The sequence below is a fragment of the Streptomyces sp. NPDC023541 genome, assembly GCF_055559995.1.
This window is the reverse complement of the sequence record NZ_JBVHJO010000016.1, coordinates 127,543-143,398: the sequence shown is the minus strand read 5'-3', so window position 1 is coordinate 143,398 and position 15,856 is coordinate 127,543. Positions and strand designations below refer to the sequence as shown.

14 protein-coding genes and 1 pseudogene are annotated in these 15,856 nt (G+C 72.9%); 1 reads left to right on the top strand and 14 read right to left on the bottom strand.

The window, feature by feature from the left end; all coding sequences use genetic code 11:
- Positions 1–181: 181 nt before the first annotated feature.
- Together ACZ3X1_RS30420 and ligA are read right to left on the bottom strand one after the other, a co-directional pair.
- Positions 182–636 (bottom strand): annotated as a pseudogene (locus ACZ3X1_RS30420) (VOC family protein).
- 52 nt (positions 637–688) lie between these two features.
- A complete protein-coding gene (gene ligA, locus ACZ3X1_RS30415; RefSeq protein ID WP_467281803.1) occupies positions 689–2,737 on the bottom strand; it encodes an NAD-dependent DNA ligase LigA in 2,049 nt (682 codons plus the stop codon).
- Positions 2,738–2,960: 223 nt separating this feature from the next.
- On the opposite strand from ligA, the gene ACZ3X1_RS30410 reads away from it, so the two are divergent.
- Positions 2,961–3,302 carry a HopJ type III effector protein gene (locus ACZ3X1_RS30410; RefSeq protein ID WP_362629630.1) on the top strand — a complete coding sequence of 114 codons (342 nt, stop codon included), beginning with the start codon at positions 2,961–2,963 and terminating at the stop codon, positions 3,300–3,302.
- Between the two features lie 211 nt (positions 3,303–3,513).
- On the opposite strand, the gene ACZ3X1_RS30405 is transcribed toward ACZ3X1_RS30410, so the two are convergent.
- The 12 genes from ACZ3X1_RS30405 to ACZ3X1_RS30350 form a co-directional block, all read right to left on the bottom strand.
- Positions 3,514–4,488: an ABC transporter ATP-binding protein gene (locus tag ACZ3X1_RS30405; protein ID WP_356815363.1), complete on the bottom strand. Its 975-nt coding sequence runs from the start codon at positions 4,486–4,488 to the stop codon at positions 3,514–3,516.
- On the bottom strand, positions 4,485–5,483 hold the full coding sequence (locus ACZ3X1_RS30400) for an ABC transporter ATP-binding protein (RefSeq protein WP_467281789.1): 999 nt from the start codon (positions 5,481–5,483) through the stop codon (positions 4,485–4,487). The genes ACZ3X1_RS30405 and ACZ3X1_RS30400 overlap by 4 nt, the downstream gene beginning before the upstream one ends.
- Positions 5,483–6,469, bottom strand: coding sequence for an ABC transporter permease (locus tag ACZ3X1_RS30395; RefSeq protein ID WP_356815365.1), 987 nt, complete (start codon positions 6,467–6,469; stop codon positions 5,483–5,485). Before ACZ3X1_RS30395 ends, ACZ3X1_RS30400 begins: the two co-directional genes overlap by 1 nt.
- Entirely contained in the window at positions 6,466–7,431 is a 966-nt protein-coding gene (locus ACZ3X1_RS30390; protein ID WP_356815366.1) for an ABC transporter permease, read from the bottom strand. The genes ACZ3X1_RS30395 and ACZ3X1_RS30390 overlap by 4 nt, the downstream gene beginning before the upstream one ends.
- A gap of 22 nt (positions 7,432–7,453) precedes the next feature.
- On the bottom strand, positions 7,454–9,196 hold the full coding sequence (locus ACZ3X1_RS30385; RefSeq protein ID WP_467281785.1) for an ABC transporter substrate-binding protein: 1,743 nt from the start codon (positions 9,194–9,196) through the stop codon (positions 7,454–7,456).
- Between the two features lie 170 nt (positions 9,197–9,366).
- Positions 9,367–9,567, bottom strand: a complete 201-nt coding sequence (locus tag ACZ3X1_RS30380) for a hypothetical protein (protein ID WP_467281782.1) — start codon at positions 9,565–9,567, stop codon at positions 9,367–9,369.
- Between the two features lie 24 nt (positions 9,568–9,591).
- Positions 9,592–10,302, bottom strand: coding sequence for a GntR family transcriptional regulator (locus tag ACZ3X1_RS30375; protein ID WP_356815368.1), 711 nt, complete (start codon positions 10,300–10,302; stop codon positions 9,592–9,594).
- 72 nt (positions 10,303–10,374) lie between these two features.
- On the bottom strand, positions 10,375–11,283 hold the full coding sequence (locus tag ACZ3X1_RS30370; RefSeq protein WP_356815376.1) for an ornithine cyclodeaminase family protein: 909 nt from the start codon (positions 11,281–11,283) through the stop codon (positions 10,375–10,377).
- A 29-nt stretch (positions 11,284–11,312) separates the two neighbouring features.
- Positions 11,313–12,332 (bottom strand): proline racemase family protein, encoded by a 1,020-nt coding sequence (locus tag ACZ3X1_RS30365; protein WP_467281779.1) that lies wholly within the window; start codon positions 12,330–12,332, stop codon positions 11,313–11,315.
- Positions 12,329–13,333, bottom strand: coding sequence for a proline racemase family protein (locus tag ACZ3X1_RS30360; RefSeq protein ID WP_467281778.1), 1,005 nt, complete (start codon positions 13,331–13,333; stop codon positions 12,329–12,331). Before ACZ3X1_RS30360 ends, ACZ3X1_RS30365 begins: the two co-directional genes overlap by 4 nt.
- A 20-nt stretch (positions 13,334–13,353) precedes the next feature.
- Entirely contained in the window at positions 13,354–14,268 is a 915-nt protein-coding gene (locus ACZ3X1_RS30355) for a dihydrodipicolinate synthase family protein (protein WP_356815371.1), read from the bottom strand.
- 74 nt (positions 14,269–14,342) lie between these two features.
- Entirely contained in the window at positions 14,343–15,827 is a 1,485-nt protein-coding gene (locus ACZ3X1_RS30350; RefSeq protein WP_467281775.1) for an FAD/NAD(P)-dependent oxidoreductase, read from the bottom strand.
- Positions 15,828–15,856: the final 29 nt, after the last annotated feature.

Below are 15,856 nucleotides of genomic sequence, written 5' to 3'. Positions count from 1 at the left end.
TGCCTCAAACGCTACGTCGCGCGAGAGATCTACCGGCTCATCGTCCCGACACGCGCCCCCACTGACCAGACAGGACCCACCCCAGTCGCTGTTTGGCATCAAACGCGCCGTCCGCTACGAAGCAACCGTCCTGGTCGCAGCCATCAACGAATGGCTGCGACCAGCACCGTTCCAACGCCCCTCAAACGACGTCGAATTCGTTGCCCTCGGGGTCCTGCATGGCGGCGCCGTAGAACCCCGCATCCGGATCGTCCTTGATCCGCAGCACGGTGGCGCCGGCTTTGACCAGCCGCTCCACCGTAGCCTTGACCCGCTGTATGCGGACGTCCAGTGGGACGTCACGGCCCCCACCGACCTTCAGGTCGAAGTGCCACCGGTTCTTGGCGGCCTTCGGCTCCGGAACCTCCTGGAACCACACCGTGGCCCGCGTCCCCCGGGATCGATGATCGACTCCGGAATGTCCCCGGCGCCGGCCGGCAACTCTTCCTCGGGCACCCCCATCGCCGCCCAATAAGCACGCCACGTGGCATGCCCGTCGGGCGCAGGCTCAGGCACATAGCCCAGGGCCTCGGCCCAGAAGGCCACCATCTTCTGCGGAGCGGAGCAGTCGATCGTCAGCTGCACTGTCATCTCCATGCGCGAAGCCTGCCAGGCAGGTCTGACAGACGATCCACGTTCACAACCGGCCCTAGGGGGTGGGGAGGAGGTCGGCGACGAGGTCGGCGAATTCCCCGGGGCCGAGGATGCGGATGCCGAGCTCTTCGGCCTTGGTGCGCTTGGAGCCCGCCTTCTCGCCCGCCACCAGGAGGGTGGTGCGCTTGGACACCGACGACGATGCCTTTCCGCCTGCCCGTTCGATCAGCTCGTTCATCTCGTTCCGGGACAACTGCGCAAGGGGGCCGGTCATGGAGCCGGTCACCACGACGGCCTGTCCGGCCAGCGGGCCGTCCGCCGGGCCGTCGCCGTCGCCTCCGTCGCCGGCGGGCTTCTGCGGCTCGGTGACCTGCGTGCCGACCTGCTGCTCCTGGAGCTTGTCGAGGAGCGGGCCCAGTTCGACGAGTTCGGCCGCGATGACGCGGGCCTTCTCGGTGCCGATGCCGTCGACCCCGGCCAGCGTGTCGGCGTCGGCGGCCCGGATCGCGGTCATCGAGCCGAAGTGCGCGGCGATCCGGCGGGACATCGTGCGACCGGTGCCGCGGACACCGAGGGCGCAGAACACGCGGCTCAATGCGGCCCCGCGGGCGGTCTCGATCGCGGCCAGAAGGTTCGCGGCGCTGGTCTCACCCATGCGCTCCAGGCCGAGGAGCTGCTCGCGGGTCAGCGTGAACAGGTCGGCGACGTCCTTGACCAGACCGGCCTCCACGAGCTGGATCGCGCGCGTGCCGCCGAGTCCTTCGATGTCGAGCTGGTCCCGGCCGGCGGCGTAGAGCACCGAGGCCACGGCCTGGCAGCTCCGGCCGCGCACGCACCGCCACCGCTGCTCGGAGGTGTCGATCGCGTCCCCGCAGCGGGGGCACGCCTCGGGGAACACGATCGGTCTCTCGGCGCCGGTGCGCTGATCGACCATCGGTGCCTCGACCCGGGGGATCACGTCGCCGGCCCGGTACACGAACACCTGGTCGCCGATCATGAGCCCGCGCCGGGTGATGTCGGAGGGGTTGTGGAGCGTGGCGTAGGTGACCGTCACCCCGTCGATGACCACGGGCTCCAGGACCGCGCGCGGGGCGATGATCCCGGTCCGGCCGACGTTCCACTCCACCGCCAGCAGACGCGTCACCTTGTGCTCGGCCGCCAGTTTCCGGGCCACCGCCCACCTCGGGGCGCGCGAGCCGTTGCCGGCCTGCCGCTGGTCCTGCGCCGTGTCGGCCTTGACGACGACACCGTCGATCCCGAACGGCAGGTCCCCGCGCAGCCCGGCGATCACGTCGATGCGTTCCTGCACCTGCTCCACGGTCTCGCACCGCATCGGGGCGGCGGCCGTGCCGGCGGCCGTGTTCGCGCCGAGCGCGGCCAGCTTCTCCAGCAGCGCGGCGTGGCCGAGGTCGTCCAGGCCGATCGCTCCGTAGGCGAAGAAGGTCAATTCGATCCGGTAGGGGCGGTCCTTGGCCCGCAGGGTGCCGGCCGCTCCGCTGCGCGGGTGCGCGAAGGGCGTGGCGGTGTGGGCGAGCCGGATCCGGTTGGCCTCCTCGAACTGCGCGGTCGTCAGCAGTACCTCGCCGCGCAACTCGACGTCGATCGGCTCGGTGAGGACCGGCGGCAGACCGAGCACGGCGTCGGCGGCGTGGGTGATGTCCTCGCCGGCCGAGCCGTCGCCGCGGGTGAGGACCTGGACGAGCCGGCCGTCCCGGTACCGGGCGGCCACCGCGAGGCCGTCCAGCTTCGGCTCCACACACCACCCGGACACCGGGTGCCCGAGACGCCGTTCCAGCCCTGCGGCCCACTCGGCGAGCTCGTCGGCGTCGAAGACGTTGTCGAGGGAGAGCATCGGCACCGAGTGCGGCACGTCACCCTGCACGGCCCCGCCCGCCACCTTCCCGGTCGGCGACTCGGCAAGCGCCTCGTCCGGGTGAGCCTCCTCGTAGGCCGCGATGGCGCGCAGCAGCCCGTCGTACTCGTCGTCACCGAGCGGGTTGGTCCCGTCGCCGTAGTACGCGGCCGAAGCCGCCACGGCGGTGGTCACGGCCTCCGCATAGGCGGCAGGAGAGAGCAGGGCACTGTTTTCGGTCATGAAGGTCATCATGCTGCCCGGCACTGACAACGCCACCGCCCGACCGCCTCGTGACGCCCGCCCGAGCCGCCCCGCGGTGCCGCGCGCTCCCCCGGACGCACCACCTCGTGACCTGCGCAGATGCTGCTCGTTCCGACATGTGGCCCGATTCCTGCCGGTCGGCTCCGAGGGGGTATCGTCCCCCGGTCACGGACGGCAATCGACGTCGTCCGTTCAACCCGGGGAAACCGACATGACTGATCTGGACTCGCTGCGGGCGAGCCTTGCGTCGGGTGAGCACGAGTTCGCCGACACCTTGGCCTTCGTCACCGCGCGCTACGACTACCAGCCGCAGGCGTTCCGCAACGGAGGACTGGAGAACGCCGCAGGTGAGAACGAGGGTTCCTGCAAGACGCTGGGACTGGCCCTGCTGGAGGGGCTGAGCGACCACGAGGCACTGCAGGCCTTCGGCGAGCACTACCGCAGCGTGCTGGCGACACCGGACGGCACTGACCACGGCAACATCCGCAACCTCATGGCGCATGGCCTGGCAGGGGTGCGCTTCGCCGGGCAGCCCTTGACCCGCAAGAGCTGACCGGCGAAGGCAGCGGACGCCCCGCGCTGGGGAGTGTCGTCAAAGTGGCGTCGGCCGCCCGGAGGGCGGGGCCGGCGGGGCTTGGAGCGTGCGTGCCGGGCCCCGCCGGCCAGGCGGGACTTTGACGACACGAGCCAAGGGCCGTCTGTGGCGGAAGGGCCCGGAGGCGGTCGTGCCGGCCCCGGGCCCTCCCTTCTTCCCGTGATCCCCGTCAGTCACCCGGGAAGTGACACGCCACCTCTCGGGAGGCGGCAAGCCGCAGCAGTGGGCGTTCGGTGCGGCAGATCTCCTGGGCCTTGTGGCAGCGCGGGTGGAAGGTGCAGCCCGGAGGTGGGGCGGCCGGGCTCGGCGGGTCGCCGAGCAGCACGATCCGCTCCCGCCGCCGTTCCGCCGCCGGGTCGGGCAGCGGTACGGCGGACAACAGCGCCCGGGTGTAGGGGTGCTGGGGGTTCTCGTAGAGGGATGCTTTGTCCCCTATCTCGACGATCCGGCCGAGGTACATGACGGCGACCCGGTCGCTGACCCGTTTGACCACCGACAGGTCGTGCGCGATGAACACGTAGGCGAGGCCCAGTTCGGCGCGCAGCCGCTCCATCAGGTTGACGATCTGCGCCTGGACGGAGACGTCGAGGGCGGACACCGGTTCGTCGGCGACGATCAGCCGGGGGCTGGTGGCCAGCGAGCGGGCGATGCCGATGCGCTGGGCCTGGCCGCCGGAGAACTCGTGCGGGTAGCGGTCGACGTGTTCGGGGATCAGTCCGACGAGCTCCATCAGCTCGGCGGCGCGGCGGCGGGCGTCCCCCGCGCTCCAGCCCTGCACCAGCAGCGGTTCGGAGATGATCCGGGCCACGGTCTGGCGGGGGTTGAGTGAGGAGTGCGGGTCCTGGAAGACCATCTGGACGCTTCTGCGCAGCGGGCGCAGCGCGCCCTGGGAGAGCCGGCTGATGTCCCTGCCCTCGAAGGCGACCCGGCCCGACGTGGGCTCCAGCAGCCGTACGAGCATCCGGCCGGTGGTGGACTTCCCGCAGCCCGACTCCCCGACCAGGCCCAGGGTCTGTCCGGCCGCCAGGTCGAAGGAGACCCCGTCGACGGCGCGCACGGGCGCCCCCCGGCGCCCGGTCGCGGATCGTCTGCCGGGGAAGGTCATGGTGAGGTCCCGTACGGACAGCAGCGTGGTCTCGGTCATCGGGCGGCCTCCTCGACGGCGCGGACCCCGGCGAAGTGACAGGCGACGGTCCGCCCGGTTCCGTCCCCGTACGCGGCCGGCTCCGGCCGTTCGCCGGTGCAGCGTTCGGCGGCCAGGGGGCAGCGGGGGGCGAAGGCGCAGCCGGGGGCCGGTAGGAGGAGGGACGGCGGGGAGCCGGGGATGAAGGGGAGCGGTTCGTCGTCGGAGGTGTCGAGGCGGGGCAGCGAGTCGAGCAGCCCGCGGGTGTAGGGGTGGGCGGGATCGGCGAACAGTGCGTCGACGGATGCCTGTTCGACGGCGCGGCCGCCGTACATGACCAGGACGTCGTGGGCGACCCGCGCGACGACGCCCAGGTCGTGGGTGATCATGACGACGCCGAGTCCGCGCTCCTGCTGGAGCCGTGCGATGAGTTCCAGGATCTGCGCCTGCACGGTGACGTCGAGGGCGGTGGTCGGCTCGTCGGCGATCAGCAGGTCGGGTTCGCACGCCAGGGCCATGGCGATCATCGCGCGCTGGCGCATGCCGCCGGAGAACTGGTGCGGGTACTCGCCCGCCCGGCGGGCCGGCTCCGGGATGCCGACCTCGCCGAGCATGTCGACGGCGCGTCTGCGTGCGGCGGCGCGGCCGGCCCTGAAGTGGACCCTGAAGTGCTCGGCGATCTGCTCGCCGACGGTGTAGTAGGGGTGCAGGCTGGAGAGGGGGTCCTGGAAGATCATGGCCATCCGGCGTCCGCGGACCTTGCCCAGCTCACGCTCGGCCAGGCCCGTCAGCTCCCGGCCGGCGAGCGCGACGGAGCCGGCGACCTCGACCGCGCCGCGGTGCAGGCCCATGACGGCGAGCGAGGTGACGGACTTGCCGGAGCCGGATTCACCGACGATGCCGAGGGTGCGTCCGGCCTCGACGGTGAAGCCGACGGAGTCGACGGCCCGGACGGTCCCGCGAGGGGTGGTGAAGGTGACGCGCAGGTCGCGTACTGCGAGGAGCGGAGCGGCCATCAGTACCTCACTCTCGGGTCGATGACGGCGTACAGGAGGTCGACGACGAGGTTGGCGACGACGATGAAGAAGGCCGCGAGGAGGGTGACGCCGAGGACCACGGGCTGGTCGGAGTTGACCAGGGCGCCGTAGAAGAGCCGTCCGATGCCCGGGAGTCCGAAGATGGACTCGGTGATGACGGCGCCGGCGAGCAGCCCGCCGAGGTCGATGCCGAAGATGGTCAGGATCGGCGTCATTCCGGAGCGCAGGCCGTGTTTGACGACGACGGTCCGCTCGGGCATGCCCTTGGCGCGGGCGGTGCGGATGTAGGGCTCGGCCATCGCCTCGATCATCGAACCCCGGCTCTGGCGCGCGTACATGGCGGCGTAGAGCAGCGCGAGCGCGGTCCAGGGCAGGAGCAGGTTCGAGGCCCAGCCGAGCGGGTTGTCGGTGAAGGCCTGGTAGGTGGGGTAGGGCAGCAGTCCGGCGATGCGGATGACCCCGTGGATGAGCATCACCGAGGTGAAGTACACGGGCAGGGAGGCGGCGGCGACGGCGCCGACCATCAGGGCCTTGTCGGTGGCGGTGTCCTTGCGCAGGGCGGCGGTGACGCCGGCGCCGAGGCCGAGGATCAGCCACAGCACGGCGGCGCCGAGGGCGAGGGATGCGGAGACCGGAAGCCGGTCCATGAGCAGGTCCCACACGGGCAGGGAGCTGTCGTAGGAGTAGCCCAGGCAGGGGAAGTCGCAGGTGACGGCGTACTGGCCGGTGCCGAGGGTGCGGCCGGTGAAGATGCCGGTCAGGAAGTCGGCGAACTGCTTCCACAGGGGCTGGTCGAGGCCCAGGTGCACGCGTACGTCGGCCAGCCGTTCGGCGCTGCAGGTCTTGCCGCAGGCGGCCGCGGCCGGGTCGGCCGGCAGCACGTAGAAGATGAGGAAGGTGACGGCCGCGATGGCGAGGAGCACTCCGGCGAGGGCGAGCAGCCGGCGGGCGAGGTAGAGGATCAACTGCGGCCGCCCCTCGGGTCGAGGATGTCGCGCAGGGCGTCGCCGAGCAGGGTGAAGGCGAGCACGGCGAGGAAGAGGAAGACGCTGGGGATGACGAAGTACATGGGGTCGGTCTCGTAGTGGGCGACGGACTCGGCGATCATCTGGCCCCAGGACGGGGTGGGCGGGCGGACTCCGACGCCGAGGTAGCTGAGGGCGGCCTCGGTGCTGATCATTCCGGGGATGAGCAGGGTGGTGTAGGCGATGACCGGGCCCGCCACGCCCGGCAGGATCTCGCGCGTCAGGATCCGCCAGGGGCCGGCGCCGCCCACGCGGGCGGCGTCGACGTACTCGCGGTGTTTGAGCGAGAGGGTCTGGCCGCGGACGACGCGGGCGATGCCGGGCCAGCCGAACACCCCGATGACGACGGTCATCAGGACGAGCCGGTTGACGTCCTTGGCCACGGACAGCATCGCGATCATGAAGATGAGGGAGGGGAAGGACATGGTCAGGTCCATGAGCCGGGACAGGACCGTGTCGGTGCGGCCGCCGAAGTAGCCGGCGGCGATCCCGGCGGCGGTGCCGGCGACGACCACGATGGCGGTGGCCGCGAAGGCGATCAGGAGGGAGACCTGCGCGCCGTGGACGACGCGGGCGAACAGGTCGCGCCCGGTGACGGGTTCGACGCCGAGCCAGTGCTCGGGGCTGATCCCGCCGAGGGGGCCGATCGGTTGGCCGCCGAGGTACGGGTCGACGGCGCTCTTGTCGAACTCGTGCGGGGACCAGCCGCCGAGCGCGCCGAGCCAGGGCGCGGTGACGGCCATCAGGACGAAGAGGCCGACGATGCCGAGGCTGACGCGGACGGCGGGGCGGCGGCGCAGTTCCCGCCGGGCGAGCTGCCAGGGGCTGCTGCCGGGCGCCGCCGCGGGCCGGGCCGCGGCGGCATCGGGGGCCGGGGCCGCGCCGGGGGCTGTGGTGGTCATGGTGTCGGGGACTCCGGATTCCTCAGCCCTGGCTCTTCGAGGGGTCCTTGAGGCCGACCGTCCCGTAGTCGATGGTGCCGGTCCACACGGGGTGTCCGAACGCGCCCGCGATGTTCGGGCCGACGAGGAGCGGCTTGCGCTCCAGCAGGATCGGGACGTTCGGGGACTTGGCCATCAGGGCCGCGTCGAGGTCGGTCCAGGCCTGGGCGGCCTGCTTGGCGTCGGCCATGGCGTTGATCTCGTCGATCCGCTTCATGACCTCCTCGTCGCGGAACTGGCTGTAGTTGCCCTGGTTGCCCTTGTCCTTGATGGTGCGTCCGTCGAAGACGAAGGGGATCCAGGTGGAGCCGGAGGGGTAGTCGGGGCACCAGCCGGTCAGGGTCATGTCGGGGGTGGTGGACAGGTCGCCGATCACGTCGTAGTAGGCGCCCGGGTCGACGGTGTCGATGACGACCTCGACACCCGCGCGGGACAGGCCCTGCTGGATGGCCTCGGCCTTGGCCTTGTCGCCGGTGGAGACGGCGAGGGAGACCTTCAGGGTCTCCTTGCCTGCGGTCTTGAGGAGTTCCTTGGCCTTGGCCGGGTCGCCGGCCGGGGGGATCTTCAGGGTGTCGGCCTGCTTGCCGCCGGAGAGGGCCGGGGGCAGGTAGGCGGTGGCGATCTCGTTGAGGGCGGGTCCGCCGCCCGCTGTGACGACGGCCTCCTTGTCGACGGCGTACTGCATGGCCTCGCGGACCTTGGGGTCGTCGAAGGGGGCGCGCGAGTTGTTCAGGTGGAGCATCTCGGTACAGCCCTGGGACTCGGCGAGCAGCCGGGACTTGACGTCGGGCTTCGGCAGCACCTTGGGGGCGCTTTCGGGGCGCATGTCGGCGTACTGCACGGTGGAGGCGTCGGCGCCCTCGCCGGCGATGATCCGGTCGTCGATCTGCCCGCCCTTGAGGCCCATGACCACCACGAACTTGTCCGGGTAGGCCTTGCGGACGGTGTCGGTGGCCGGGTCCCAGTGCTCGTTGCGGACGAGGACCAGCTTCTTGTCGCGGTCGTACGACTCGATCTTGTACGGGCCGGAGGAGAACGGGCGGGCGTCGTACTGGGTGCCCTTCTCCTGGGACTGGGGCACGGGGGCGAAGGTCGGCAGGGTGGCGGTGGCGGAGAACTCCGCGACGGGGCGCTTCAGTTCGAAGACGATCGTGCGGTCGTCCGGGGTCTTGACGGAGTCGAGGTGCTGCCCTTGGAGGGGGCCCTTGTAGCCCTCGGTGCCGGCCAGGTACTGGGCGGCGTAGTCGGGGCCGCCGGTGAGGTCGGGGGCGAAGGAGCGCTCGACGTTGTACTTGACGTCCTGGGCCTTGACCGGGGTGCCGTCCTCGTACTTCACGCCCTCCTTGAGGGTGAAGGTCCAGGTGCGGCCGCCGTTGGAGGGGGTGCCGAGGTCGGTGGCGAGGTCGGGAACCAGCTCGCTGCCCGCCTTGCCGGGTTCGGCCTTGAAGGTGACGAGCGTGCGGTACAGCAGGCGGGTGCCGAAGTCCATCGTCGGCATGACCCAGTTGCGGGCGGGGTCGAGGTGCGCGAAGTCCTGGTTGGACAGGACGGTGAGGGTGCCGCCCCTGACCGGGGTGCCGCCGAGGATCTTGCCGTCGTTGGCGGCGGCCGGGTTCGCGGCTCCGGCGCCGTTCGATCCCTTCCCGGTGCCGGAGCAGCCCGCGGCGCCGAGTGCGAGTGCGGCCACCAGGGCGGTGGCGAGGGCGAGTTGGGTGCGCTTGGTCATGGGTCACTCCAGGGAAGGCACGCTCTGCGGCTCTACGTCTCTGCGATGTGACCGGTAACATAGTAATGTGAAATTGCACTGCACAAGGGGTGGGACCCGCTGTTACCCAGCCGTGTCCAAACGCCGCGTGCTGCAGAGGAGTTCGGGCGCCCGGCGGAACGGCCGCACCGTCAGGCGCCCAGCACTCCCCCGAGGACAGGGAGGTTGCGCACCACTGTCCACAGGACGACCACGACGAGGATCACGCGCGGCCACCTCCAGAGGGGCAGAGCTCGCCGGGCGGTCCTGCCGGTGACGACTCGCAGCCACGCGAGGGCGACGCACGGCAGCGCCACGACCAGGAGCAGGTTGTAGTCCGCCGCGGCGTCCACCCAGGGGCAGGAGGGGGCAGAAAGCTACAGCCCCGACCCGAGGACGCCCGGGGTGCGGCCGACCGGTTCGTCGCGGCCCTGGGCCCAGAGGGAGCGGACGTGGCCGAGGTGGCGCTGCATGCAGGCCTCCGCCGCCTTCGCGTCGCCGCTGATCATCAGGTCCAGCAGCTCCAGGTGCTCCTCGGCGGAGGAGACCAGCTTGCCCGCCTCGTCCAGGCCCGTCAGACCGTACAGGCGGGACCGCTTGCGGAGGTCGCCGACCGTCTCCACGAGCCGTTCGTTGCCCGAGAGGCCCAGCAGCGTGAGGTGGAACCGGCGGTCGGCCTCCAGGTAGCCGATGAGGTTGTGCTCGCGGGCGCTGGTGACGATCTCCTCCGCGATGGGGCGCAGTTCCTCCAGCTGCTCGGCCGTGGCGGTCTGCGTGATCCGGCCGATGGTCGGCACCTCGATCATGGTGCGCAGCTCGGTGTACTGGTCGAGGTCGCGTTCGCTGACTTCGGTGATCCGGAAGCCCTTGTTGCGGACCGGCTCGACCAGGCCCTCGCGCGCCAGGTCGAGCATGGCCTCGCGCACCGGGGTGGCCGACACGCCGAGTTCGGCCGCGAGGCCGGGGGCGGAGTAGACGCTGCCGGGGCGCAGCTCACCCGCTATCAGAGCGGCTCGGAGGGCGTGGCCGACCTGGTCGCGGAGTCGTTCCTGGGCCTTGATGAGACTGTGCTGCTTCAGGTCACCCATTGCGTTTCCTCCGAGGCCCTTTTTCACCTGCCGACGAGCAGAGCAACAGCGTACAATGTCACGTTGCGCTGCTCACACCTCGGCGGCCTCGTACAGCGCGACCGCCACGGCAAGATCTTCCCAGGCCATGCCCACACTCTTGAAGAGCTGTGGACAACCCCGCTCGCCCCCCGCCGCCGGCCGCCCGGCCACCAGGTCCGCGAGCGTGCCCGTGATGTGGCCCGGCCCGATGGCCCCCTCCGCCTCCGGGACGAGCAGGTCACCGGCCTCCCGCAGGGCCGCCGCGCGCGATTCCACGTACACCGCCGCGCGTCGCACGAGGGCGGTGTCGGTCTCCCGGGCGGTCGGCTCGTGCGATCCGACGGCGACGACCACCGCGCCGGGACGCACCAGCCGCCCGTCGAACAGCGGTTCGCGGGCCGTGGTGCAGCACACGACCAGGTCGGCGTCGGCCACGTCCTGCGGGGTGCCGGTCCGGGCGGCCTGCCCCAGCGTGCGGGCGTGCGCGGCGAGGCGTTCGGCTCCCTCCCCGTTGCGGGCGACCACCACGACCTCGGCCAACTCCCGCTCCGCCCGGGCCGCTTCCAGGTGCCCGTACGCCTGCGGTCCGGAGCCGAAGAGCACCAGCCGAAGCGGCGTCCCGGCCGGCGCCAGGTGCCGCAGCGCGAGGGCGGAGACCGCCGGTGTGCGCAAGGCGGTCAGGGCCGCGCCGTCGAGCAGGGCCAGCGGGTGCAGGGTCGGCCCGTCCAGCAGGAGGTAGGAGCCGGTGATGCGCGGCAGCCCGCGGGCCGGGTTCCCGGGCGCGACCCCGGCGATCTTCACCCCGGCGTACGGGCCCGACGCGGCCGGCATGAGCAGCAGTTCGCCGTCGCCGGGCACGGCGATCGCGGAACGCGGGGGACAGCCCTCCGGGTCGAGGCCGCCGCGCAGGGCGGCGGCCAGGGCGTCGGCGGCCGCGGCCGGTCCGAGCAGGGCGGCCATGGCCGCGGCGCCGAGCTGGGGTATGGCCGTCACAGCAGGAACCCGGTGCCGAGCGCGTCGTACGGGTCCACGGCGAAGGCGTGTTCGCCGGTGCGGTAGGCGGTGCCGGTGACCTCGGTGACCCCTCCCTCCAGCATCCGCCCGGTGAACACGGTGCCGGTGACCGACTCGTGCAACAGGTCCTCGCCCGGCCCGAGCCGCCCGTCCTCGGCGAGCAGCGCCAGCCGCGTCGAGGTGCCGGAGCCGCAGGGAGAGCGGTCGACCTGCCCGTCGGCGAAGACCGTGACGTTGCGCTGGTGCGGCCCGAACGGAGTGTCGGGCAGCTCCTCGTGGAGGATCACCCCGTAGACCCCGGACAGCAGCGGGCCGCCCGGGTGCCAGGTGGCGGGATGGGTGGCGAGGGCGGCCCGGACCTCCTGCCCGGCCCGCACCAGCGCGGGCAGCGCCGCGCGCGAGACGTCCAGCCCGAGGTCGCGCGCGCGGACGGAGGCGTAGCAGGCGCCGGCGTGCGCGATGTCCGCCTCGGCCAGCCCGAGCGAGGTGGCGACGGGGACCTTGCGGGCGCTCACCCGGGCCGGCACGTTGCGGAAGGTGACGCCGGTGGTACGGCCCCGGCCGCGGTGGACGGTGGCGCTGACCCGCCCCGACGGTACGTCGATCCGCACCGGGACGTCTCCGTCGTCCGGGGCGGCGACCCGGCCGCTGTCCACGGCCCAGACCCCGAGGGCCATGGCGCCGTGGCCGCAGGCCGTGGAGTAGCCGTCCTTGTGCCAGAACAGCACGCCGAAGTGGGCCCCGTCGTCGTCGGCCGGTACCACGAACCCGCCGTACATCCCGGCGTGGCCGCGCGGCTCCTGCACGAGCAGCCGCCGTACGTCGTCCAGCACGCCCCGGCGCGGCGCGGTCCCCGATCCGCCCGGGCCGACGGCGGTGGCACAGCGCTCGGCGACGGTGTCCCCCGGCACGGGCGGCATGCCCTCGCCTGCGGTGTCGACGATCCGGAAGGGCTCGCCGGCGGTGTGGTAGTCCACCGTTCGGACGGTCGTCACAGGAGGAAGCCTCCGGGGAAGGGGTCGGACGGGTCGAGGAAGTACTGGGCGGTGCCGGTGATCCAGGCCCGCCCGGTGACCGTGGGGACCACGGCGTGCAGGCCGGCGACGGTGGTCCGCGCGACCAGCCGGCCGGTGAACGCGGTGCCGATGAAGGACTCGTTGACGAAGTCGGCGCCGAGTTCCAGCAGGCCGCGGGCGTGCAGCTGGGCCATCCGCGCACTGGTGCCCGTACCGCAGGGCGAGCGGTCGAACCAGCCGGGGTGGATGGCCATGGCGTGCCGGGAACGGCGGGCGTCGGATCCGGGCGCGGCGAGGTAGACGTGCTTGACCCCGGCGATGGAGGGGTTCTCGGGGTGGACGGGGCGGTCCGGTCCGGCGTTGATCGCGTCCATCACCGCGAGCCCGGCGGCGAGCAGGTCGTCCCCCCGGGCGCGGTCGAAGGGCAGGCCGAGGGCGTCGAGTTCGACGAAGGCGTAGAAGTTGCCGCCGTAGGCGAGGTCGTAGGTGACCGTGCCGCGGCCGGGGACGTCGGCCTTGAGGTCGAGGCCGACGCTGAAGGAGGGGACGTTGGTGAGGGTGACGGCGGTGGCCGCCCCGTCCTCCACCCGCACGTCGACGATCACCAGCCCGGCCGGGGTGTCGAGCCGGACGGTGGTCACCGGCTCGACCACGGGCACCATGCCGGTCTCTACCAGGACTGTGGCCACGCCGATGGTGCCGTGCCCGCACATGGGCAGCAGACCCGACACCTCGATGTAGAGCACGCCGTAGTCGGCGTCGGGGCGGGTCGGGGGCTGCAGGATGGCGCCGCTCATCGCGGAGTGCCCGCGCGGCTCGTACATGAGCAGGGTCCGTACGTGGTCCATGTGCTCGATGAAGTGGAGCCGCTTCTCGGCCATGGTGGCGCCGGGGATCACCCCGACTCCCCCGGTGACGACCCGGGTCGGCATGCCCTCGGTGTGCGAGTCCACCGCGTGGTAGACGTGGCGCGTACGCATCAGGCGTCCCCTCCGGCTGGTTAGTTGAGGCCCTCGGCCAGGGCCTTCTCGGTGGCGGCGCGGACGGCGGCCTCCGTGTCGCCGGTGAGCGGGAAGCGCGGCGGGCGGGTGGCGCCGCCGGGGCGGCCCGCCAGGTCCATGGAGAGCTTGATGGCCTGGACGAACTCGGTCTTGGAGTCCCAGCGCAGCAGGGAGTGCAGGGACTTGTAGAGCGGCAGGGCGGTGTCGAGGTCCCCGGCGACGGCGGCCCGGTAGAGGGTGGCGCAGGAGCGCGGCAGGGCGTTGGGATAGCCGGCGATCCAGCCGACGGCGCCCGCGAGGGCGAGTTCGAGGAGGACGTCGTCGGCGCCGATGAGCAGATCGAGGCCCGGGGCGAGTTCGGCGATCTCATAGGCGCGGCGCACGTCCCCGCTGAACTCCTTGACGGCGACGACGGATCCGTCGGCGTGCAGCCGGGCGAGCAGGGCCGGGACGAGGTCCACCTTGGTGTCGATGGGGTTGTTGTACGCGACCACGGGCAGGCCCGCGCGGGCCACCTCGGCGTAGTGGGCCCGTACGGTCTCCTCGTCCGCGCGGAAGGCGTTGGGCGGCAGCAGCAGTACGGAGCCGGCGCCGGCCTCGGCGGCCTGATCGGCCCAGCGGCGGGCCTCGGCGCTGCCGTAGGCGGCGACGCCGGGCATGACGCGGGCGCCGTCGCCGGCGGCCTCGACGGCGGTACGGACCACCCGCGCCCGCTCGTCGTCGGTGAGGGTCTGGTACTCCCCGAGGGAGCCGTTGGGGACCACGCCGTCGCAGCCGTTGGCGATCAGCCAGGCCACGTGCTCGGCGTAGGCGTCGTAGTCGACGGTGAGGTCCTCGCGCAGGGGGAGCGCGGTGGCGACCATGATTCCGTGCCAGGGACGGGTGCGGGGCGCGGGGGTGTGCGCGTGGGTCATGAGAGGCTCCCTAGTGTGGTGTGTGACATTTTACTAGTGGGTGCGGTGCGGCCACAAGGGCCGGGCACCCCTGATCAGCGGTCGGCGGCGGGAAGTTCGGCGAGGTGGCTCAGCGGGACGGGGCAGGAGAAGGGCCGCCGGTCCGCCGCGGGCTCCTGCCCGGCGAGGGCGGCCACGGCCGCCCCGCACATCCGGCCCTGGCACCAGCCCATGCCGGCCCTGGTGAGGAGCTTGACCGTACGGGCGTCCCGCGCGCCCAGGTCCCCCGCCGCCTCGCGGATCCGGCCGGCCGGGACCTCCTCGCACCGGCACACGACGGCGTCGTCGCGGAGCCAGCCGGTCCAGCCGTCGCCGGGGCGGTGGGCGGCGGCCATCGCGTCGGCGAAGGCACGCAGCCGGGCGCGGCGACGGGCGAGCCGTCCGACGCGGCCGGGGCGGTCGGCGCGGTCGGCGCGATCGGGGCCCGGGGCGCCCGCCCCGGGCCGCAGCGCGTCCGCGACGGAGTGCGCCGCCAGTTCGCCCTCCACCATGGCCAGTTGGGCGCCGCCGATGCCGCCGGTCTCCCCCGCGGACCAGATGCCGGGGACGGAGGTTCGCTGCAGGGCGTCCACCTCCAGGGCGACGGCGGCGTCGGGGCAGGCCCGGGTGGCGCAGCCCAGTGCGGTGGCGAGTTCGAGCTGGGGCACGAGCCCGTGGCCCACGGCGAGCGCGTCGCAGGGGATTCGGCGGGCGGTGCCGGGCAGCGGTCGCCAGTCGCGGTCGAGCCGGGCCACGGTGACGGCCTCGATCCGGTCCGTGCCGTGGGCCTCGGTGACGGCGTGCCGGGTGAGCAGCCGGACGTGGTGCCGGGCCAGCGCCCCGCCGTAGCCGGCGGCCTCGACGATCTTGCCGGGGTTGCGCAGCAGGGCCGGCACCTGGCCGGCGTACGCGGTGTAGGCGGCGGCCTCCACCACGGCGGGCACGGTGGCTCCGGCGGCGGCGAGGGAACCGGCCACCGCGAGCAGCAGCGGACCGCTCCCGGCGACCACCACGCGCTTGCCGGGCAGTACCAGCCCGCCCTTGAGCATGGCCTGCGCGCCGCCGGCCCCGACCACTCCGGGGAGGGTCCAGCCGGGGAAGGGGAGTTGGCGCTCGTAGGCGCCGGTGGCGATGAGCACGGCGCGGGCGGTGACGGCCGCGGCCCGCTCGTCGGGGGCGTGGCCGGCGACGGCGTGCAGGGTCCACTCGGTGGCGGGCGCGGCATGCCCGCGGCGCGCCTCGGCCGCCACTGCCTCGCCCGGGACGACGCTCCACACGTGGTGGAGCGGGAGGTATGTGATGCGGCCGGCCGACTCGTGGGCGCGCAGGGCGGCTTCGCGGGTCGCGAACTCGGCCCAGCCGTGGTGCAGGGCCTCGGGGCGGGCCGCGCCCAGGCCCGGCGCGGGATGGCGGTAGAACTGCCCGCCCGGACGGTCGCCCGCGTCGAGGAGCGCGACCCGCAGCCCGAGGCGGGCGGCCGTGACGGCGGCGGCCAGTCCGGCCGGCCCGGCCCCGACGACGGCCAGATCGACCGCATCCACCCCACCGGGCGCAGCCTGCCCGGCGGGCG

Bases quoted from the DNA above. Each gene is read 5' to 3' on its own strand.
- ligA (WP_467281803.1), bottom strand. From the start codon at position 2,737: ATGACCTTCATGACCGAAAACAGTGCCCTGCTCTCTCCTGCCGCCTAT.
- ACZ3X1_RS30410 (WP_362629630.1), top strand. From the start codon at position 2,961: ATGACTGATCTGGACTCGCTGCGGGCGAGCCTTGCGTCGGGTGAGCAC.
- ACZ3X1_RS30405 (WP_356815363.1), bottom strand. From the start codon at position 4,488: ATGACCGAGACCACGCTGCTGTCCGTACGGGACCTCACCATGACCTTC.
- ACZ3X1_RS30400 (WP_467281789.1), bottom strand. From the start codon at position 5,483: ATGGCCGCTCCGCTCCTCGCAGTACGCGACCTGCGCGTCACCTTCACC.
- ACZ3X1_RS30390 (WP_356815366.1), bottom strand. From the start codon at position 7,431: ATGACCACCACAGCCCCCGGCGCGGCCCCGGCCCCCGATGCCGCCGCG.
- ACZ3X1_RS30385 (WP_467281785.1), bottom strand. From the start codon at position 9,196: ATGACCAAGCGCACCCAACTCGCCCTCGCCACCGCCCTGGTGGCCGCA.
- ACZ3X1_RS30375 (WP_356815368.1), bottom strand. From the start codon at position 10,302: ATGGGTGACCTGAAGCAGCACAGTCTCATCAAGGCCCAGGAACGACTC.
- ACZ3X1_RS30370 (WP_356815376.1), bottom strand. From the start codon at position 11,283: ATGGCCGCCCTGCTCGGACCGGCCGCGGCCGCCGACGCCCTGGCCGCC.
- ACZ3X1_RS30360 (WP_467281778.1), bottom strand. From the start codon at position 13,333: ATGCGTACGCGCCACGTCTACCACGCGGTGGACTCGCACACCGAGGGC.
- ACZ3X1_RS30355 (WP_356815371.1), bottom strand. From the start codon at position 14,268: ATGACCCACGCGCACACCCCCGCGCCCCGCACCCGTCCCTGGCACGGA.